19 protein-coding genes and 1 other RNA gene are annotated in these 21320 nt (G+C 42.8%); 9 read left to right on the forward strand and 11 right to left on the reverse strand.

Translation table 11 applies throughout. From position 1 onward, the window contains the following. The first annotated feature begins 72 nt into the window (after nucleotides 1-72). Both NJD71_RS03815 and NJD71_RS03820 read left to right on the forward strand, forming a co-directional pair. Entirely contained in the window at nucleotides 73-222 is a 150-nt protein-coding gene (locus NJD71_RS03815; protein ID WP_319050622.1) for a hypothetical protein, read from the forward strand. A 167-nt stretch (nucleotides 223-389) separates the two neighbouring features. Next, nucleotides 390-719 carry a TraR/DksA family transcriptional regulator gene (locus tag NJD71_RS03820; RefSeq protein ID WP_319050623.1) on the forward strand — a complete coding sequence of 110 codons (330 nt, stop codon included), beginning with the start codon at nucleotides 390-392 and terminating at the stop codon, nucleotides 717-719. 72 nt (nucleotides 720-791) lie between these two features. On the opposite strand, the gene NJD71_RS03825 is transcribed toward NJD71_RS03820, so the two are convergent. After that, nucleotides 792-1451 (reverse strand): thiamine phosphate synthase, encoded by a 660-nt coding sequence (locus NJD71_RS03825; RefSeq protein WP_319050624.1) that lies wholly within the window; start codon nucleotides 1449-1451, stop codon nucleotides 792-794. 93 nt (nucleotides 1452-1544) lie between these two features. Next, nucleotides 1545-2627, reverse strand: coding sequence for a serine hydrolase (locus NJD71_RS03830; protein ID WP_319050625.1), 1083 nt, complete (start codon nucleotides 2625-2627; stop codon nucleotides 1545-1547). A 437-nt stretch (nucleotides 2628-3064) separates the two neighbouring features. On the opposite strand from NJD71_RS03830, the gene NJD71_RS03835 reads away from it, so the two are divergent. From NJD71_RS03835 to NJD71_RS03845, 3 genes are all read left to right on the forward strand, one after another. Then, on the forward strand, nucleotides 3065-3700 hold the full coding sequence (locus tag NJD71_RS03835) for a response regulator (protein WP_319050626.1): 636 nt from the start codon (nucleotides 3065-3067) through the stop codon (nucleotides 3698-3700). A gap of 35 nt (nucleotides 3701-3735) precedes the next feature. Next, a complete protein-coding gene (locus tag NJD71_RS03840) occupies nucleotides 3736-5493 on the forward strand; it encodes a sensor histidine kinase (protein ID WP_319050627.1) in 1758 nt (585 codons plus the stop codon). Between the two features lie 162 nt (nucleotides 5494-5655). Beyond that, nucleotides 5656-7395 (forward strand): sigma-54 dependent transcriptional regulator, encoded by a 1740-nt coding sequence (locus tag NJD71_RS03845; RefSeq protein ID WP_319050628.1) that lies wholly within the window; start codon nucleotides 5656-5658, stop codon nucleotides 7393-7395. 99 nt (nucleotides 7396-7494) lie between these two features. Here the strand turns inward: NJD71_RS03845 and NJD71_RS03850 are convergent, their stop codons facing one another. Next, entirely contained in the window at nucleotides 7495-9003 is a 1509-nt protein-coding gene (locus tag NJD71_RS03850) for a S41 family peptidase (RefSeq protein WP_319050629.1), read from the reverse strand. Between the two features lie 231 nt (nucleotides 9004-9234). Then, entirely contained in the window at nucleotides 9235-10893 is a 1659-nt protein-coding gene (gpmI, locus tag NJD71_RS03855) for a 2,3-bisphosphoglycerate-independent phosphoglycerate mutase (protein ID WP_319050630.1), read from the reverse strand. 246 nt (nucleotides 10894-11139) lie between these two features. On the opposite strand from gpmI, the gene ssrS reads away from it, so the two are divergent. Further along, nucleotides 11140-11335, forward strand: a non-coding RNA gene (gene ssrS, locus NJD71_RS03860) — 6S RNA. Nucleotides 11336-11453: 118 nt separating this feature from the next. On the opposite strand, the gene NJD71_RS03865 is transcribed toward ssrS, so the two are convergent. After that, complete coding sequence (locus tag NJD71_RS03865; protein ID WP_319050631.1) at nucleotides 11454-12077, reverse strand: FxsA family protein; 624 nt, start codon at nucleotides 12075-12077, stop codon at nucleotides 11454-11456. Between the two features lie 153 nt (nucleotides 12078-12230). On the opposite strand from NJD71_RS03865, the gene ruvC reads away from it, so the two are divergent. Continuing rightward, nucleotides 12231-12815, forward strand: coding sequence for a crossover junction endodeoxyribonuclease RuvC (ruvC, locus tag NJD71_RS03870; RefSeq protein WP_319050632.1), 585 nt, complete (start codon nucleotides 12231-12233; stop codon nucleotides 12813-12815). 227 nt (nucleotides 12816-13042) lie between these two features. On the opposite strand, the gene NJD71_RS03875 is transcribed toward ruvC, so the two are convergent. From NJD71_RS03875 to NJD71_RS03895, 5 genes are all read right to left on the reverse strand, one after another. Further along, a complete protein-coding gene (locus tag NJD71_RS03875) occupies nucleotides 13043-13993 on the reverse strand; it encodes an META domain-containing protein (protein WP_319050633.1) in 951 nt (316 codons plus the stop codon). Nucleotides 13994-14317: 324 nt separating this feature from the next. Continuing rightward, the gene (locus tag NJD71_RS03880) at nucleotides 14318-14968 is read right to left on the reverse strand and encodes a glutathione S-transferase family protein (protein WP_319050634.1); all 651 of its coding nucleotides are present in this window, start codon (nucleotides 14966-14968) and stop codon (nucleotides 14318-14320) included. 221 nt (nucleotides 14969-15189) lie between these two features. Next, on the reverse strand, nucleotides 15190-15828 hold the full coding sequence (locus tag NJD71_RS03885) for a peroxiredoxin (RefSeq protein WP_319050635.1): 639 nt from the start codon (nucleotides 15826-15828) through the stop codon (nucleotides 15190-15192). Nucleotides 15829-16052: 224 nt separating this feature from the next. Continuing rightward, the gene (locus NJD71_RS03890) at nucleotides 16053-16604 is read right to left on the reverse strand and encodes a hypothetical protein (RefSeq protein WP_319050636.1); all 552 of its coding nucleotides are present in this window, start codon (nucleotides 16602-16604) and stop codon (nucleotides 16053-16055) included. 171 nt (nucleotides 16605-16775) lie between these two features. After that, complete coding sequence (locus tag NJD71_RS03895) at nucleotides 16776-18515, reverse strand: glutamine--tRNA ligase/YqeY domain fusion protein (protein ID WP_319050637.1); 1740 nt, start codon at nucleotides 18513-18515, stop codon at nucleotides 16776-16778. A 314-nt stretch (nucleotides 18516-18829) separates the two neighbouring features. On the opposite strand from NJD71_RS03895, the gene NJD71_RS03900 reads away from it, so the two are divergent. Continuing rightward, on the forward strand, nucleotides 18830-19345 hold the full coding sequence (locus NJD71_RS03900; protein WP_179798385.1) for a peptidylprolyl isomerase: 516 nt from the start codon (nucleotides 18830-18832) through the stop codon (nucleotides 19343-19345). Between the two features lie 123 nt (nucleotides 19346-19468). After that, nucleotides 19469-20356 carry a UDP-2,3-diacylglucosamine diphosphatase gene (locus tag NJD71_RS03905; RefSeq protein ID WP_319050638.1) on the forward strand — a complete coding sequence of 296 codons (888 nt, stop codon included), beginning with the start codon at nucleotides 19469-19471 and terminating at the stop codon, nucleotides 20354-20356. A 145-nt stretch (nucleotides 20357-20501) separates the two neighbouring features. On the opposite strand, the gene orn is transcribed toward NJD71_RS03905, so the two are convergent. Then, nucleotides 20502-21089, reverse strand: coding sequence for an oligoribonuclease (gene orn / locus NJD71_RS03910; protein ID WP_058025917.1), 588 nt, complete (start codon nucleotides 21087-21089; stop codon nucleotides 20502-20504). Nucleotides 21090-21320 lie beyond the last annotated feature (231 nt).

The following is a 21320-nucleotide window of genomic DNA, read 5'->3' on the forward strand; positions in this document are numbered from 1 at the left end:
TATTAATAAGACCAATAGTCTTTCTAACTATGAGCCATTATATGTACTCAACGATTTGGATTATCGCTTTACATGCTCATTATTTATGTCTTTATCGCTAAACGCTCAGGCTGTTTACCCATTTATTTTGTTGGACTGGATAAGCAGTTAGAAATCAGCGGCGATATATTCTACCAGTTTTCTATCATAGGCTCGCAAGCAACGCTACAAAAACCTGCGTAATGTTGATATAGCGAGCTATTATTCTTAGACGTCTATTTCAACGAATCGATTGTATTTACTAGTGTTGAGCCGATTCAATAAACAGTAACATTTCGTGGTGGTACTCAGCAGTCAGGGTCTTTATGATAGGAGCATTGACAATAACAACAACCCTTTAGGAGAGCATTATGAGTATTGATTTAGAGACTGCAAAACAAAACTTATTAAAGTTAAAAGATGAATACGAGTCTCGAATTGACAAAATCGAAGATCATATCCAAAACCCACAAGATGATCTCAATGAGCACTGGGAGGATCAAGCCATCTCATATCGCCAGAACGATATGCGCAAGAATCTAATGGGCGAAGCACGTCAAAGCCTCATTTACGTTGAAAATGCATTGAGTCGTATCGAAAACGGTACTTATGGCGAATGTGAAGTGTGCGGAGAGCAAATCGAAGAACAACGATTAGAAGCACTGCCCTACGCCACTTTATGTATGGAACATGCCGAATAGTTATTCAGCTTTTTGATCAGTTCTTTCAAAAAATATTATCAAGTAAGTGTTTTCCCTTTAGACGGGTACTTTCTATTTAGAAAATGCCTGCTGCCATTCATAGCAACGCTCAGCAACTTTATGTACTGGCAATCCCATGATATCGTTCACTACTGCTATAAGAGCAATAGGTATATCCGCCAGATCTGAGATATTTTCTGCAGTCAATCCACCTATGACACATATCGGTATGTCCTGTTGACACCCTTCAATTAGTTGCTGACGTGAGACAATATTCGCATTTGGCTTAGTGGTAGAAGCAAATACCGCACCCATTGCCGCATAGCTTGCTCCGTTCTCTTTCGCTTCTTTGATGAGTTCTATATCACCGTGGCAGGTACGTCCAATGATTTGGGATGGTGCTAGAACTTGCAAGGCATCACTAACCTTTCCATCTGTTTGACCCAGATGCACACCGACGCCAAGCTTTACTGCCAGTTCAATGTCATCATTAATGACGACTGGGACCTCATATATGTTAGCCAACTCGACAATTTGCTTCGCTTCCTCATAGAGCATCGCATCACCATTTGGTAAGCTCATGATCTGCTTGCGGCGAATCTGTAATAGCCCAATCAAACCTGTCGATAGCGCTGCTTCTAGCTTTTGGTACAATAGACCAAACTCATCATCATTGGTCAGCAAGTAGAGCTTCGGTGGCGCAATAGATTGAGATTGTGGCGATTGACTCATAGTAAACATCCTTGATTTATTATTCTTAAACACAACACAATAAAAAGGCCGTTATGTAAAATAACAGCCCTTTATGTATTCAAAATAAACGCTTTATACCGTACGGCGTGTTGCTAAGCTATTTAGGATGTTTTTGGCATCTCCCCAACGTGTCGCTGAGCTGTTTGCCCCTAAGATAACGATAATCGCTGGACGATTATTAACACGTGTTTCCATTACAACGCAGCGCCCAGCTTCGTTGATGAAGCCTGTTTTTGAGATCCCGATTGGATAATCACCTGCACGAACTAAACTGCTGGTATTGTTGGCACTGTAAGTGCGATTACCGCTTGAGTAGTTCGAGACAAAGAAGTCATAGCTCTTAGTAGTAGAAAAACGACGAATGACATCGTAGTTGCCAGCTGCACGTACCATTTTTACCAAATCATTTGAGGAAGCAACATTACGTTTATCAAGTCCAGTTGGGTCTCCAAAGAATGCCGTGCTCATGCCCAAATCTTGTGCTTTTCGGTTCATTGCACGCATAAAAGAATTGTAGCCACCTGGATAATTACGCGCTAAGCTTTTTGCCGCTGGGTTCTCAGATTTCATCAAAGACATCAGCAGTAGCTCTGCACGGTTCATGCGGTCACCTGATTTTAGACGTGAGCTTGCACGCTTAGGACCAACAAAATCCTCTGGATCAAGTGTGATCTCTTCACGCATATCGAGACCAGCATCCAGCACTACCATAGCCGTCATTACTTTTGTAATACTGGCCATAGGGCGCGCAATATCTGCATCTTTTTCGTAGATAGATTCGCCAGTTTCGGCATCAATTACTGCAACACTGCGCGAGTCAGTGCTGATTGGGATCATGTTGCTGCTACCAAATGCACCGCGATAAGTTGTATTGTAACGAGCGCCATTGGTGTTGCTACTGCTCGCAAAGCTATTGGTGTTTGTGATATTGGTCGTACCATAACCATTATCGACTTTTTTGATAGCTGAGCTGTTAGACTTATACATAATGTTGCGTGCTTCAGATAGGCTATCAGCACCGCCCCAACTCATACGGGCACTAGAGGTCGTCTCAGTGCTACCATTAATTGTAAGTGCGGCTTGTGCAACACTGCCCAAACTCAATGAAATCATAGCAGCGATCAATTGCTGTTTGGTTAATGGTAGTTGCTTCATTATGCCTCCTGCTGTCGCTATCACGCCAGTTACATACTGTCTGACGCCAAAAACGTACGTAGCGTTTGTAGATGTGTTTGTAAGTACTCACATAGAGCTTTTGTATTTTTAGTGTATCATGGTTTACATTTAAGTTTAATCTATCAAACTGATTTAGTGGTTTTTTTTGACTCCATTCAAACTTTGACACAACCAGTTTATATTGTGGAAACATTGATTCACAATATAGAAATATAACTTAACTTAGAATGCTATGATTCTTTATACCTTTCTATATTAACTGATAACTTTCAAATGGACTAAGTACTGACATTTACGTGGTGCATTATCAATGTTTTTTATATTCGGAAACAAAATATATCTCAAAACAGTTTCGTTTTTCCTACGATCTCATTCTTATAAGAAATTCATTCTGACAAACAACAAAGAGTATGGTTATGATTAAAGTATTGGTGGTGGATGATCATGATTTGGTGCGGATGGGTATTAGTCGCATGTTATCAGACAGCCCCGATATCGAAGTAGTGGGTGAAGCAGACAGCGGAGATATGGCGATAAAACAGGCCAAGCAGCTACGTCCTGATGTGGTATTGCTAGATGTCAATATGCCAAATATCGGCGGGCTTGAAGCCACCAAACGCCTGATTCAGCTCGATATGGGTATTAAGATTTTGGCAGTGAGTAGCATGTCAGCCCAGCCTTATCCTTCAATGTTGATAAAAGCTGGCGTAAATGGCTATATCACTAAAGGGACTCCGCTTGACGAGATGATACGCGCTGTCAAAAAAATCTATCAAGGAGGTCGTTATTTCAGTCAAGATGTTGCTGAGCAATTGGCCGATGTTTTGTTGTCTGATAATGCCACTTCACCTTTTGAGTTATTAAGTGATAGAGAAAAACAAGTCGCCATGATGGTCGTCAATTGCCAAAGCCCTCAGCAAATTGCTGATCAATTATTTGTCAGTGTCAAAACCATCAACACGTATCGCTACCGTATCTATGAAAAAGTCGGGGTTGATAGTGATGTGAAATTGACCCACCTTGCCATTCGCCATGGTTTGATTCAACCCTAAGCTGCTCAGCACCTCTTTTTTGTAATGGTCAATTTATGAAACCTGCTACCAGACTCGTCTCTGCCATCACACGCTACATCCATCAAGATGATACGATTCCTTTGCCGCAATTGCGTAGATTGGGCATCATTTATAGCAGTTATCGTTTTATCGTCAGCATATTTTCTATGCTGATGCTATATATCGCTGCTCGAGCTGATAACAACGACTCTCTCCCCAGCTTCTTGCAGCAAACCGCATTGAGTTTTTATGTGATGCTGAGTTTGATTTTGCTGGGCCTGTTTTATGTGGTGAACAAACAAATGCGCCGGCAACTCGCATTTGGTCTGGTGCTCGACGTTATTATATTGAGTCTATTGCTCTATACCGCAGGGGAACCTGATTTACAGCTGACTATGCTATACATGGTCGTTGTTGCCGCCAGCTTCATGCTACTCCATGGCTCTCAAGCCCTAGTTATTACTTTACTGGCTATTATTTTTGTCATTTACCAGCAGTTTTTCTATGCTATTGCCAATAGTATGAGCTTAGCTAACTTGGGTGATGCATTACTGATGTCAGCCAGCTTTTTGGCAGTGGGCGGTTTGAGTTGGTCCATCTCTCAGCGTTTGGTGCAACTTGAAAAAGTAGCTGCAACCCATGCCAAAGAAGTCGAACGACTCAATGTGATCAATCAAGAAGTCATCACGCAAATGGTCAACGGGGTTATCGTCATCGACAGACAGCATATTGTCCTTGCGAACCTGGCAGCTCACCAATTGCTCAGCATTGCACAGAGCTCTTCAATACAAGCACATAAGACCTTGACGGCTACAGGAGATGACCGTAGCCATGCCGTTTTGTCTAACTTTGAACAGCAACTGAGCAGGCAACATACTCAGCTACTCAAAGCCTGCCTATCAGTGGCTACAGGACAATCGCGTACGTTTACTTATGATGTGCCTGAGATAGCCAATGCTTCGATATTTGGTAAGCTGCGTGTACAAATCATTCCACTAAAAGATGACAGTAAATTAATTATTTTAGAAGACTTACGCCGTGAACAAGCCAGCGCACAGCAATTAAAACTGGCATCATTGGGTCAGCTGACAGCCAGTATCGCTCATGAGATCAGAAATCCTCTCGCTGCTATCTCTCAAGCCAGCCAGCTTTTAATGGAAGATTTTACTGAGTTTGAAACAGATGACAGTCTATCGGCCAGTGCACCACATGTAGATATGGCGGGTAATCATGAGCTCTATAAAATGATATTTTCACAAACGAAACGGGTGAACCGTATCATCGAAGATATTTTAAAACTGTCGCGCCAACAAGCCGCTTCTCAGCAATCAATTGTATTGGCTGAATGGATGCCCGCATTTTTAGAAAACTACTTCAAAGGACACGACATTTTTCTAAGGGTGAAAACCCAACCTACTATCCAATTTGACCCTCATCAATTGGAGCAAATATTGATAAACTTGATCAATAATGGCTTACGTTATAGTAGCTATAGCCACCCTCATGCTTATGTGGAAATTGAAATTTACTGCGCCGACAACGATGTTATAATCGATGTATTAGATGACGGTAATGGTGTAAGCAATGAAGATTTAAAACATTTGTTTAACCCATTTTTTACAACAGACAAAACAGGGACTGGTCTAGGATTGTATTTGTCACAAGCTTTTTGTGAGGCCAATCAGGCACGCTTGCTATATATTTCTGAACACGAAAAAACATGCTTTCGTTTAATTATACCCGCTATTGACTCTGATCATAATTTTCAAGCTGTTGAAGAAAACCTCTATTAGCATCGCTTTAGATCAAAACCTTGTCTATTTGTAATTCTTGAGTAGTCAATATTGATCATTATAGAAGCCAGGTATGATTGACATACTCTTTTACAAAAAGCGCTACCCTATCTGGCCCTAGCTATTAATATTTTGTAGCCATTAAACACAATGAGATAATGTATGACAACAAAAGCGCTGGTCGTTGATGATGAAGTGGATCTATGCCGATTAATGCAAATCACTTTAACCAAGATGGGCATCAAAAGTGATGTTGCTTATACATTGGCGCAAGCAAGATCCTACTGGCAGGACAATGATTATGATTTTTGTCTGACTGATTTAAAGCTTCCTGACGGCTCAGGATTAGAGTTGGTAAAAGAAGTTAGCAATAGCTCCAACACTCCCATTGCGGTGATTACCGCTCATGGCAGTATGGATCTGGCAATTGAAGCATTAAAAATCGGTGCTTTTGATTTTGTGAATAAGCCACTTGAGCTGCCACGTCTACGTCAGTTGGTCGAAAATGCCCTGAAAGTTATTCATCAAGATAACGAAGCACAAACCACACCTGAGTGCTCGCCTGAACAAAAACTATTAGACACTAGACTGATTGGCAACTCTGCTGTGATGCACCCTCTCAAAAATACTATTTTAAAATTGGCACGGTCACAGGCGCCCGTATTTTTGTCTGGTGCGTCAGGTACAGGTAAAGAAGTGGTCGCTAGACTGATTCATGACTTAAGCCCGCGACGTGATGGTAGTTTTGTACCGGTGAACTGCGGCGCTATTCCTTCTGAGCTGATGGAATCAGAGTTTTTTGGTCACAAAAAAGGCAGTTTTACAGGAGCAGTTGCCGATAAACAAGGTCTGTTCCAGCAAGCAAATGGTGGCACGTTATTTTTAGATGAGGTGGCAGACTTACCGTTGGCCATGCAAGTGAAACTACTGCGGGCTATTCAGGAGAAAACCGTAAGAGCCATTGGTGATACTAAAGAAGTCCCTGTTGATATCCGTATACTATCTGCCACTCACAAAGATTTGAGTCGATTGGTGACAGATGGTGCGTTTCGACAAGATTTATACTATCGTATCAATGTGATTGAGCTCAAGCTGCCAACGCTGAATGCTCGCCGTGATGATATCCCTGTTTTGGCAGAACACTTTTTGGCAATGATCTCTGAAGAGTGGCAACTAGACACCCCGCCATCACTGACACGTGATGCTTGCGCGCGTTTGCAACGTCACGATTTTGCTGGTAACGTTCGTGAGCTTCGCAACTTACTTGAGCGTGCAGTGACCTTGGCTGAGACCTCAGAGATTGACACAAATCACTTGGGTCTTCCTGAGCTTGAGCAAAACCTTGAAGAGACACAATCTCACGGCGCAAACACGAACCAGAACGACAATCAAAGCGCTCACCAACATGTAGATGATCATAGCAAGCCGCAACCAACTGCTCAATCAATATCCCAAGTAGCACAAAATCATGAGCGGACCTCGCAATCTAGCAATGAGGTAACCGCTATACAGACCAAGCCAGAAACAACGAATCTACATCCTTATCGTACTAATATTCAGCATTATTCGTCGGTGATACAATCAACACCTAACCAAGTAGCACCATCAGCCACTCAAACGGATACGGATGAGCAAACGGATATTAATAAGACAGCATCGCTCACGCATACTACCCAGCTAGACAATAGCAGTACCACAAGCGCTCAAGAACCCCTTGATGGGCAGTTGCCACCTCAGGGCTTAGAGCATTACCTACAAGAGCAAGAAAGACAGTTGATTATCACAGCACTTAAGCAGACTGGTTGGAATAAAACCCAAGCAGCAGAACTGTTAGGAACCACTTTTCGCTCATTGCGGTATCGCATGAAAAAACTAGAAATAGCAGAAGACCAGTCTGATTAGTTTATCTAAGTATTAAAGTTGCTTTATTGAAAATGACACGTTGTATTACGATATGTTGTTAGGTAACAGCTAAATTTTTAGTTACTAGTCAACGAAAGGCTACTGTATCGTAGCCTTTCGAACAAAACGAATGCCAGAATCAAGTGCACGGGCTTTTAATAAGCTTAGTGCCTGCTCCTCCCAAGTACTCTCATTACCTGATAGAGAAACATCAGGCTCAACTCCAATGCCATCTATTTGCCTGCCCGATGCTGTCATATAGTTAGCTACCGTTAATTTCACTGCTTGCTCATCGTTGAGCGGTATAACAGATTGTACAGACCCTTTACCATAACTTACTTCACCAACGATAGTCGCCCGTTTTTGCGCCTGTAAGCTACTGGCTAATACCTCAGCTGCGGATGCGGAGTAGCGGTTTTGTAGCACAACCATAGGCAAAGGTTTGAGTAATGCATTCCCTTGTGTCGGTAGTACGCTTGATTGGTCTTGGCGTGCCTGTACTTGTACGACATCCGTATCACTCATAAATAAACTGGCAACGCTCACCGCTGATGTGAGCACCCCACCTGGATTGTCGCGCATATCCAACAGTACTCCTGAGATAGGTGCGTTCAAATCAATCAAACCTTCCAACAGCTTTTCACGGCTATTGTTTTGGAAGGCAGGCAGTTTAATAACTGCCATCCCGTCAACGAGTTTTGTTTGAATAACTTGGGGGTGACTATTATTGCGCTGTAACGTTGTGGTGTGCTTGCGGCGACCTGCCTTAGACGTAATGATATCTACTTGTGTACCAGCAATGCCTGTTAGCAGCTGATCAATATCGTTGCTTTTCCTATTCTCATCAAGCTTGAACTCATCAATCTGATGCAGGTAATCACCAACAGCGATTCCTTTTTTGTCCGCAGGTGAGTCATCGATAACGTCTGTCACAACCCAATATCCTGCATCTGCTTGGTAGGTGACTTTGATACCAATGTCGCCGACATCACCCTCTGTAAAAGCACGTAAGTTTTCGTAGGCTTCAGCATCTAAAAACTCAGCATGGCTATCAAGCTTGGTCAACATACCGCTCATCGCGTTATTAAATAGTTCCTCATCATTGACCGCATCGATGTACTGACGACGTACCAAATCTACGACAGCCACAAAGGTTTTTAGCGTCTCAGGAGAAATCGCATTTAACGATACTTGCTGGACCTCTGGTGGAATGCTTGTGTCAATGCTATCGGTATCATCCATTAACGCACTTTCATCTGGGGCGCTGTCTATCGAATCATCTGACTCATCAGCAGCTGCTAACATATCAATATCATTTTCAGACGCTACGGCGTCCGCATTTAAACTGATCAGTTGTAGACTGGCTGTAGGACTCGGGGTAAATGCATCAGTTGGCACTGCTGCTTGCGCACTTGTACTGGCAACACACCACCCTAGCAAACCCAGTGCTAATAAGCGTTTAGGATCTACAGAACTGAGAGATTTAGGCTTGAGGTGACTAGGCTTGAGGTGACTAGGCTTGAGATTACTGTTTGCGATTGATGATCTAAGCGCCTTTTTTCCCAATTGTTTAGACAAAGATGAACGCATAAGAGAAATAGGAGGCATAAGAAACTCATTTAAATAATAGAATGTATGACATTATTGTTATGTATTACCGTATAAGTTAACACCAAAAACCTCTCTCAGACTAGAGCAGTTTTGCAAATCATGGGACAAAATACGTCACAAAAAAAGGGAGAGATAATAAATATCCCTCCCTTTTCTAGTTTATATCATTAATCTAATTAACCATTTTCTACAAGTTATCCGATGTACGGATAACTTGAGACAACCGACTTACGACGCTGAAACCAATAGACTCTCACCAGTCATCTCAGCAGGTGCATCGACATTCATCAATGCCAAAATAGTCGGTGCCACATCACTAAGCTTACCGCCATGGCGTACTTGCAGCTTTTGTGTGCCTACGTAGATCAGTGGTACATGCTCTGTCGTATGCTGAGTATGCACTTGACCACTCTCATAGTCTTGCATTTGCTCACAGTTGCCATGATCGGCAGTGATAAGCATGTCGCCACCAGCCGCACGCACTGCTGACTCAATACGTCCAACACACACATCTAATGCCTCTACTGCTTTTACCGCAGCATCGAAGATACCAGTGTGCCCAACCATGTCACCATTGGCATAATTCACGACTAGCACATCGTATTTGCCAGATTCAATCGCTTCTACCAGCTTATCAGTGACTTCAGGCGCACTCATCTCAGGCTTTAAATCATAAGTCGCAACATCGGGAGACGGTACTAAAATACGGGTCTCACCGTCGTACTCTTCTTCGCGACCACCGCTAAAGAAAAACGTGACGTGTGCGTACTTCTCAGTTTCTGCAATACGTAGCTGCGTCTTCTCTTGATCCTGTAAGTACTCTCCCAATGTATTGGCCAAAGATGTTGGATAATAGGCAATACTAGTTTTTGTATTATTGGCCAAAATATCTGAGTACTTCGTTAGCATCACAAATGCCGAAAGCTTCGGTTGTTTTTGACGAGCAAATCCAGAAAACTCGTGATCTGGCAGAACAAACGCTTGTGCAAGTTCGCGAGCGCGGTCAGCACGGAAATTCATAAAGATTAGTGCATCATTGTCTTCGACCGTATAAGGCACTTCGTCACGTCCAATTACCGTCGTGGGGCTGATGAACTCATCAGTCTCGCGCGCTTTATAGGCGGCTTGGACAGCGCCATCTGCTCTGGTTGATAGGCGCTCAGCTTTGCCTTCTGTGATCAGCTCATAGGCTTTTTGTACGCGATCCCAGCGATTGTCGCGGTCCATTGCATAGTAGCGGCCGATGATGCTAGCAATCTGTACATGCCCGCCTTCATAATGGGCGTTGAGCTTGTTGATATAGTCACGCAAGCGATTGATATACTTGTCAGCAGACTTAGGCGGCGTATCACGGCCGTCTAAAAAGCAATGAATAAAGACATTTTTGGCACCGTGAACCAATGCCGAATGACACATGCCTTCGATATGATCCTGATGAGAGTGAACACCGCCATCAGAAAGCAGGCCCATAATATGGACATTGCCACCGCGCTCGTTGGCGGCTTTGACTGCATTAACGAGCGCTTCGTTTTTGTAAAACTCACGATTGGCAAGTTCATTTGAGATACGTGTTGAATCTTGATAAAGCACACGACCAGCACCCAGATTCATATGACCAACCTCTGAGTTACCAAATTGCCCATCTGGCAAGCCTACGTCTTCTCCTGAAGCGGAGATGAGTCCATGAGGATACTGTTGGTATATTTTATCCAGATTTGGCATATTGGCTGCAGCAATGGCATTGTCTTTATCGTCTTCGCGATGACCAAAGCCGTCTAATATCATCAAAACATGCGGCGTTTTTTTATTCGGTGCGCCATCTTGCTTACTATTAAGCTGCGCCTGATTGTCATCAATAGATTCTGATGTTTGCTGGGTACTGGTCATATATTACCGCTCCTCGAGTGAATGAACGCCTTCAATGCTATGTTAGGGTATGGAAAGCCCTATATATTAACACATATCTTAAAATAGCTGAAAAACTGACAATTTTTTACTAATAAATGAATGATTTTGTATCGTTTTTATACCGCCGTATTTTTAAGCAAACCCATACCAGTCATGTAACCAACGATACTGAGTATCAATCTGTAACTCACACTTGCAATCACTCATTTCATTAGTTAAGATGAATCTATTCTGAAGTGTTGGCTAGTAGATGTTTATTCCCTGAGCCGATAATGCTTTACCAGGATGTGGTACCTATTGTCTCATTGTGTATGCCTGCACCGCTTGCGGTGTATCAGGAAACCTGCAGAGATGATGACGCATCCGCCCTGAACTTCACGGTTCATGGGTCACCATCTTACAGCGGCACTTCGGTTGTTTCATTCGGTCTGTAAACGCATCCTTTGTATTATATTAGGTGTTTTTACTGCCACTAAAAAGCCCCTTTCGCCATTAGCGAAAGGGGCTTTTTTTATGTTGGATGAATGACTGGATAGCCGTTACTCATCATTAGCAGATTTAGTGATTTTTTTCACATCTTTAGGAACATTCTTGGCAGTGCCATCAACCGTTGTATGTTGTTTGAACACATCACCAAATGGGTTTTGCTGTTGCTGACCAAATGGATTTTGATTGTTCATACCACCTGCTCCACCGAATGGGTTTTGACCACCCATGCCGCCAAACGGGTTTTGTCCGCCGCCCATTTGACCACCCATCTGCTTTGCCATCATTTCCATCATTTTTTGCTGATTATTCATGACATAGTTATTAGCCACATCTTTAAGCTTCTTTTGTACAGGTGGTAGTACAACCAGTAGCGCAAGCAAATCGCTTAATACGCCTGGAATCAGCAATAAGATACCCGCTGCTGCCATAGCAATACTTTTGATCATCGTAGACTCTGGCGGACGTATTGCAGGGTTCATCATGCCACCCGCTTTCATTTGCTGGGCCATTGGATTTAGAGAAGCCATACCTTTACGCACAAGAGAAATACCGATAACCGCTGCAACAATGAACCACATGAACACCCACCAGCCGCTCATAAATTGAGCAAGCAAGTACCACAGTAGCATCTCGATAATAAACCAAACGATGGCTATACCAACTATCTGACCCATAAAGTGTCGTCCTATAAAATAAAAACCAATAAATTGAGTGCCATGTAAATTAAAATGGCTAACATATGATGTATATGGGGATTGGTTGCTATACTATCAAACTTACGGCTCATTTTTAAGCCATAAAACAAAATGTAAGCAAGACGGAATACTATGGCAATTATTATTGGAATCGATCCAGGGTCACGTATGACCGGTTATGGGATAGTCCAGCAAACGGGTGATAAACTCACCTATATCGATGCAGGTACAATTCGCACAGATACTAAAGAGATGCCTGAGCGTCTCAAACGTATTTTTAATGGATTGACTCGTATCACACAGTATCATTTGAAATATGCAGATGAACCCATTTATACGGCTATCGAACAGGTATTTATGGCAGAAAACCCTGATTCTGCGCTCAAACTGGGACAAGCCCGAGGTGCCGCGATTGCAGCAATGGTCGCACTGGATCTAGAGGTATCAGAATATACTGCTCGGCAGATCAAACAATCGGTATGTGGCTATGGTGCGGCGGCAAAAGAGCAAGTACAAGAGATGGTCTGCCGAATACTGAAGTTAGAGGTGGTACCACAACAAGATGCTGCTGATGGTCTTGCCTGCGCGATTTGTCACGCGCACTCAAGTCACTCTATGAATAAAATACTATCAAACAGCTCTATGCGAGGGCGTGGCGGCTCCAAGAAAAAAGGGCGCTGGCGTTTGACCGAAGAAGATTTGGGTAATTTACGTTAGAACAGATAAATGCTGTTAAGATAAGTGCTGTTAAAGTCACTAAAGACTGACTCAAATAGATACTCAAGCATAAGATAGGCAATAAAAACACGCGCCATTGGTGCGTGTTTTTATTGCCTATCTTCATCCTAACTTTCGATATCTAATAGCTATCGACATCTCATAGCTGTCGACGTTTAAAATTTCTATTTTTTTTGAAATGTTCAGATGGGTTACAGTGTATTAAGTTATTCTGCAACCGAGCTTTCGATAACAGCGTCTAACACATAAGCATAGGCGTCATCATTCGTGTCACTCTCTAGTGGCTCATCGTTCATTAGTAGCTCACTGGTACCTAGCTGATAACGCTGTAAGCGCAGTACCTCCTCGTGCGTGCCATCGTGATGGTAGCCATCAATCTCTCCAGAAAATACTCTCCACTTTCCTTCGTGAGTTTTTATGCCTTGGTTATCGTAGGTGACCGGCTTAATTTGTAGACACTGTTTATCATTATTCATTTCACAGTCTACTTTTTTGGCATTTACTGCCCAAAACACGGCCTCACCCTTGCTGTTGTATTTCGCTTGAGGGGTGAGTCTACCGCTCCAGACCAAGGTGGCATTAACACTGGTAAACTGCGTCAAGACTGGGCTATCGCTCTGAGTCACCTTTAACTCACTGTTACCTAGCATCAGTGTACTCAAAGTGTTTTCGGCGCTATCGAGTTCGCTACAAGACATTTTGGTGCTCATACCTTCATCTATAGTCAGCGTATGTCCTTGTAGTTGGTAGGCGGCGCTAATTGTATTGCAACCAACACTATAACTGAGCGTGTTCTGTCCTTGATGCTCATTGAACACTAGGGTAACTTGGCTATTAATGTTCGCAAACTCGGTCACAGATTGATGGTTCGCATCAGTGACACTATCAAGTGTCCAACGATGACGAGATAAGGTGTCAATCAGCTGCGCTTCAGCATTAGACATAGTTGATCTGACTGGGTCTGATGTAGGGCTCACATTGGACGTCAAGTTTTCGCTCGCTACCGAATCTAATGCGTCGTTGACTTCAGTGCTATCTGATGCACTCTCTTCGCTAGTTGTTATTTCTTTTTGACAAGCACTTAGCATCAAACTTATTGCCAACACACTAGGCAATAAAAATACTCTCGTTGTTGGTTTTTTTGCTCTACCTACCATATTTCATACCTCGTAGTAAGCGTGTATCACTTTTTTCTATGTCTGGTTTTCATACTGGCTTTTATTAAATGATCATGTGGAATGAGATTATTATAATCAATTTAGATTGACCACTATAGACTGAGGGATATTGCCTTATGTAATGAAATGTTGATTTTTATTATTATTTAAATCTATTGTTGTTTGATGCCATAAGTATTACGAAAAAAAGGACAGCCAATAAATATCAGCTATCCTTGATATTACTTAAAATGCATTTGTTTCTCAGGTTAAATTTGGTTCTCAGGCTAATAGATCTTTGAATACCTAAATTTTAACGTTGGTTCATGCAGACTTGTTTTTGGCTATATTTTTAATACTAAAACGCTCATTCATCTTTTGATAAAAGCGTGCTAGGTTTTCACCTTGCTCATTAGGATTAATCTTAAGCACTTTACCAAAGTCTAGGCTTAGATAAAGCACGATATCTGCAAAGCTCAGTTGCTCACCTACTAGATACTCACGACCCTCCAAAATTGTCTCAAAATACCCCATTGCCTTGATAGCTCGAGCAATCGATGGCGCGACGAACTCTGGCACCTGTTCAACACGCTGTGCTTTTGACGGGTGACTGTGCTGGAATGCTAGCATCAAATTGTACATCACCTCGAACTCAGCAACACGGCGCATAGAGCACACTTGGGCACGCTGCACCACGTCATTACCCATGACCGAACGCTCTCCATAAACGCGATCTAAATACTCGCAAACTGCCTGTGAGTCATTGAGCACGGTACCGTCATCTAGTGTTAAGACGGGTACGGTCTGCATTGGGTTCATTTGAGTAAAGGCTTCTGACATCTGCTCGTTTGCAGCAAAGTCAATATCAATCACATCAATGTCATCCATATCATCGACATCGATGCCTTTTGAAGCCAATAAAATAAGTGCTTTGCGCGGATTGGGTGCGGTACGAGTAACGTATAGTTTTTTCATAGTAAATTCCTTGTAATAATGATTGAACAACAGCTTAGCGTTAATACGCTTTATTATGATCGTAGTAGTACTGAGTAGCAAACTATTGATGCTTTATACCACAGTTATAGCCTACTCTGACCCTCATGGCAAAGGCTGATTGCTCATGAGTCAAAATATAAAAAGCCCCACGACATTGAGTCATGAGGCTCTATTTAATCATATCTATGCAACCAAGCTAATTATTTGTTTGGTGCAGGTGTCGTACGCAAGTACGGCTTGATTTCTTTATGACCTTTTGGATAGTTGGCAGCAATATCTTCGTTCTTGACGCTTGGTGGAATGATCACGTCATCACCTTCTTTCCAATCTACTGGCGTTGCGATATTGTATTCGTCAGACAATTGCAATGCATCAATAACGCGGATGATTTCATCAAAGTTACGACCACAGCTCGCAGGATATGTCAGTGTTAGGCGCACCTTCTTGTTCGGATCGATGATAAACACACTACGTACTGTGTGCGTACTGTCTGCATTAGGATGCATCATGTCATATAATTCAGCGACTTCCTTGTTGGGGTCAGCGATGATTGGAAAGTTCATATCTGTCCCTTGCGTCTCACCGATATCATTTGCCCAAGACTTATGATCTTCTAGACTATCTACAGAAATACAAATCGGCTTCACATTGCGCTTTTGAAACTCGCCGTTCAATGCGGCTGCACGCCCAAGCTCAGTGGTACATACTGGGGTAAAATCTGCTGGATGCGAGAAAAAAACCACCCAATGATCACCTGCCCACTCGTGGAAATTGATATCACCTTCTGTGGTTGTCGCATCAAAATTGGGTGCGGTATCGCCTAAACGTAAATGTGCCATGCTTTATTCCTTAGCTATGTTGATGAACGCTTGTATCGACTCGTTGGCCGCGCGCTCTATTATTATCATCGACGTGCTCGCCATAAAAATGCAAAGCACATCCGTAAAAACTGACTTTATAGTAACAAACTGGTTATGAATGTCTTGTGACGAATTGTAATGCGGTTATTCCACTCTAAACTATCGGAGAACGTAGAATCTGGGTCAGTTCTATAATAGCCCGATTAAGGTTTATATTGTGACAAATAGTGCTGAATATCACTCTTTTGTGGATGCTCACTCAACCAGGTCGCAAAACCTTCAACTTTATCAAAGTCTGTCCCTAACTTCTGCTGATAAAGTTTTTTAAAAGACTGATCGCGATCTTGATTTCTTAATTGCTGTTGCCACGGCTCACTCATTACCGCGGTGAGTTTATCCTGCATGTTTAGATATTTGAGTAATGACCATTCACCTCGGTCTAACCAAACATCATCACAAGTGTGGCAAACGTTAATGGTGTTTTTATGCTCATTGTTAATGCGATATTTCAGCATAAACTTACGACAACGTTGACAGATGAGCGCATTATCTGTGTTGTCTAATTCATCCGCACTAAAAGCGTCTAAGGTCTCATTCGCATTATTGACAGCGGGATGGTTTTCAAGCCAAGTACGATAGCTTAGTAAATCGAGATAAGTCCCTTCGCAGGATTCGCAACCCAAAGCTGACAGGGTATCATCAAGCTTAGTCGGTGATAAGCTTTGGTTAGTACATTTATAGCAATTTAAACTCATAACATCCTCTTTTAAAGTTAAGTTTAGGGCATGTTTAATAACTCACAAATAAGCACTGTCTGTAGATTTATAATTATTCACAAAATGGGCTTGCTTGCAAACTACTATTGTTCAGTATTATTTCAAAACATCATTTTAGCAATGACATTTTAGAGACTGGGCCAATATGGATTACGCTGGCTTATAGCTATCACGCAAGCTAACGATTTGGTTAAATACTGGCTTATCCGTGCTGTGATCTTCGCTATCGGTGATAAAGTACCCTTCACGCTCAAACTGGAAACGCGTGCCAGCATCAGCACTGGCTAAAGACGGCTCAACGACAGCGTTTAGCTCCGTTAATGAATTAGAGTTCAATGCCTGATGAACGTCAGCGACGCTACTTGGATCCTCAACACTAAATAGCTGCTCATACATACGTACGATTGCTGGTACGCCTTGACTGGCTGATACCCAGTGAATCACCCCTTTAACTTTGCGGCCTTCAGGATTTTTTCCTAGCGTTGCAGGATCAATTGTCGCTTTTAGCTCAACGACGTTGCCACTCTCGTCAGTGATATGCTCAGTGACGGCTAACACGTAGGTGTTACGCAAACGAATCTCTGGCTTTTCTGGAGAGAGACGCTTGTAGCCTGCTGGTGGTTCAATCTCGTAATCACCTTGGTCGATGTATAGCGTCTCGGTAAATGGGATCTCGCGCTCACCCATGTCGACGTTAGGATGTTTGGGCTGAGTCAACCAAAGCGTCTGCGTCGCATCGTCAAAACGTGCATTAACACTATCGGCTTTTTGCGACTCCCAACTGCTGACCGCCTCGCTAAAGTTGGTAATCGTCACTTTTAATGGCTTTAACACCGCCATACCACGACCAGTTGTCGTTTCTAACGACTGACGAACGCTAAATTCCAATAAGCGAAAATCAACCACGCTATCGGCTTTGGTCACGCCCACACGCTCACAAAAATCACGCAAGCCCTCTGGTGTATAACCACGGCGGCGCATGCCAGCAACGGTCGGCATACGGGGATCGTCCCAACCGCTGACGATGCCTTCATCGACGAGCTGCTTGAGCTTACGCTTACTGGTCAATGTGTGATCCACGTTTAAGCGGCTAAACTCGTACTGATGCGGCGGCAGGTCAAAACCGATCTTGGCGATAACCCAATCATAGAATGGACGGTGGTCTTCAAACTCAAGGGTACACAATGAATGAGTTATACCTTCAAGCGCATCAGAGAGCGGATGAGCAAAATCATACATCGGATAGATACACCATTTGTCACCAGTTTGATGATGGGATTGATGCATGACGCGATAAATAACAGGGTCACGCAGGTTCATATTTGGGCTAGCCATATCGATTTTGGCACGCAGCACGGCCTTACCTTCAGCGTATTTACCTTCTTTCATATCATTGAAAAGCGCTAGATTTTCTTCGACGCTGGCATCACGCTGCGGAGATGGCGTGCCCGCTTCATTGAATGAACCACGGTTATCGCGAATCTGCTCAGGCGTTTGCAAATCGACATACGCATCGCCTTGCTCAATCAACTGTATTGCCCATGCATGCAACTGGTCAAAATAACTTGACGCGTGGTACGCCTCGCCTGCCCACTCAAAACCGAGCCACTTCACATCATTTTCAATATTATCAATGAAATCTTGTTTTTCTGCGGTTGGGTTGGTGTCATCAAAACGCAGGTTGCATACACCGCCGAACTCTTTGGCCACCCCAAAGTTTAGACAGATAGATTTGACATGACCTAAGTGCAAGTAGCCATTTGGCTCAGGCGGAAAACGCGTGACAATTTGCTGATACTTTTGCGCATTGACATCGTCACGAATGATATTACGGATAAAATCATTTTTTGGTTCGTCTTTTTGTGCAGTGTTGTTTGAGTGCTCACTCATCGGGTATTGCTCCTAACGCAAATTATCAGTTCATGGTGCGTGCCATCACGCATCACGAAACGTTTAAACTAAAGTATTAAAATAAATTGGGATATAAAAACTCAGATAGTGCGACCGCATTATCAAAATTTGTCAAAGCTGATCAAAAATGGGTAAAGTTGCGTTATTCTATCAGGTTTCACAAACGCATTAACAGCCTGATACATGACACGGGATAAAAAAGCCGTTAGACTACCCGTAACTTTTTAACAACCAACTTTTAACCACCACTTGACAGCGTCATTTAAGGCGCTGCAATCAAAAAGGAATATCCCATGGTAGACATGCCACCAGTAGTAGAACTTGAAACCAATATGGGTGCGATCGTTATCGAACTCAACGAAGAAAAAGCGCCAAAAACCGTAGAAAACTTTTTGAACTATGTAAAATCTGGTCAGTATGACGGTACGATTTTCCATCGCATCATTGATGGTTTTATGATTCAAGGCGGCGGAATGGACGCTGAGATGAATGAAAAACCAACCAATGCGCCTATCGAAAACGAAGCGGACAATGGTTTGAAAAACGACAAAGGTACTATCGCAATGGCGCGTACCCAAGATCCGCATTCAGCAACCAGCCAGTTCTTCATCAACGTAAAAGACAACGACTTCCTAAACCACTCTGGCAAAAACATGCAAGGCTGGGGTTACACCGTATTTGGTAAAGTAACTAGCGGTATGGACGTTATCGAAAAAATGCGCAGCGTCCCAACGGGTCGTTTCGGTATGCATGCTGATGTGCCAAAAGAGCCAGTTGTTATCAATTCAGCAACCATCGTTACTCAGTAATAGCTATTCGATAAAAGCTACTTAATAGCAGCTACTCAATAATAGCTGTGAATGAGCGAGCATTTTGTAGTAGAACTTATTAAGTCATGCTCGCTATACGATAAGTCACGAGGACAAATATAAATGCAAAGTTTTGATCACTTAATCACGACCCGCCCTCATCAAGTGCGGCAAGTATTGATTAGCGATTTGCATTTATCGCCTCAGGAGCCTGCCTTAGTGCAGGCTTTTTTGGCGCTATTAGATGACTGTCTTGCCCTGCCAGCGCTCAAACGCCTCTTTATATTGGGTGATTGGTTTGAGGTATGGCTAGGCGATGATATGTATTTATCCCTATTAAAAGAAAAAAGGTCAGAGGACGAACAAATAGCGCATTGGCTAACCCCGCTTATCGCCAAACTCAAGCAGCTACGTATCAATGGCTGCGAGATATTGGTCATGCATGGCAATCGTGATTTTTTGTTGGGTCAGCCGTTTTGTAATCTATTCGGTGGTGAGCTGATCAGCGAACCGTATACTTTGGCTATTGGTCAACAGAATTACCGCTTGGAACACGGTGACGCACTCTGCACGGATGACAAGAAGTATCAGTTCTTTCGTAAAATCATGCGTAACCGTCTGACTCAGTGGTATCTGCTTAGCAAGTCATTAGAAAAACGCTTAGCCATCGCAGATAACATGCGCAAAAAAAGCCAGCAGAATAATGCTAATAAAGCCGCTTATATCATGGATGTGAATGATAAAGCCGTATATCAAGCCATTACTGCTAGCGATGCACTACTGCACGGACATACCCATCGTCCCGATATCCATCAAGCTACCACTGATAAAAAGCGCTATGTGCTTGGCGACTGGCGATTATTAGATGAAGATACCCGCCAGCCAAAAGTCAGTGCGGTAATTGGAACAATAACAGATGATGAGCATTCAGATGACCGTTTGAATAGTAACAATTTAAGCAGTAATGATACTGAGTTTGAGTTATATGAGTTTGAATGTCTTATTCGCTAAAATGCGTTTAATGGCGCTTTAAACTTAATGGCGTTTTAAACAACGTATCTTAAAAAACATCTCTTCAGTTCAAAAAGGGTCTGTTGATAGTTCAACAGACCCTTTTTACGTTTACTACAATCTTGAACTGCTTATCGCTCGCTATCTAATCCATCAATTTAAAGAAATGCTGACGATAATGCTTTAGCTCACGAATAGAGTCGCGAATATCATCCAATGCTAAATGACTGCCCCCTTTTTCAAAGTTCTTTAAGATATCAGGACGCCAGCGGAAACACAGCTCTTTAATTGACGATACATCAAGGTTACGATAATGAAAGAAGCGCTCAAGCTCTGGCATTTGGCGCGCCATAAAGCGGCGATCTTGACAGATAGAGTTGCCGCACATTGGTGACTTGCCACTATCGACCCATTTACTCAGAAACTTAATGGTCTCAGCTTCCGCTTCCGCCAATGTCACCGTGCTACGACGCACACGGTCGACCAATCCTGACTGACCATGTTGCTTGGTATTCCAGTCATCCATTTTATTTAAGACTTGATCCGATACCTTAATCGCAAACACAGGCCCTTCAGCAAGCACATTCAAATCTTCGTCAGTCACGACAGTGGCAATCTCGATAATCTCATCGTTTAAGGTATCAAGTCCGGTCATTTCTAAATCAATCCACACCAGCCCTTTTTTACCTTGATTTTTGATTTTAATCTTATTGGGATGGTCACCGGTAGCCATAAAATATCCTATCATTCATAATTTTAAAAAAACAACTTTAGAAAAACAATTGAAAAAACGTATTACACGTAGACACCCGTGCTCAGACAGTATTGCAACACGCTACTTGGTTTAGAAAACCTATAGAATCGTACAATATTACAAAACCCCTGTCTGCCGCAGACGCTTTAGGCTGTATGTTAGCAAATTTTCACGCTACACTTAGCAATATTTTTATAATAGGTCAAAACC

It is taken from the genome of Psychrobacter sp. PP-21 (assembly GCF_033790785.1).
In the GTDB taxonomy this organism is placed as follows: domain Bacteria; phylum Pseudomonadota; class Gammaproteobacteria; order Pseudomonadales; family Moraxellaceae; genus Psychrobacter.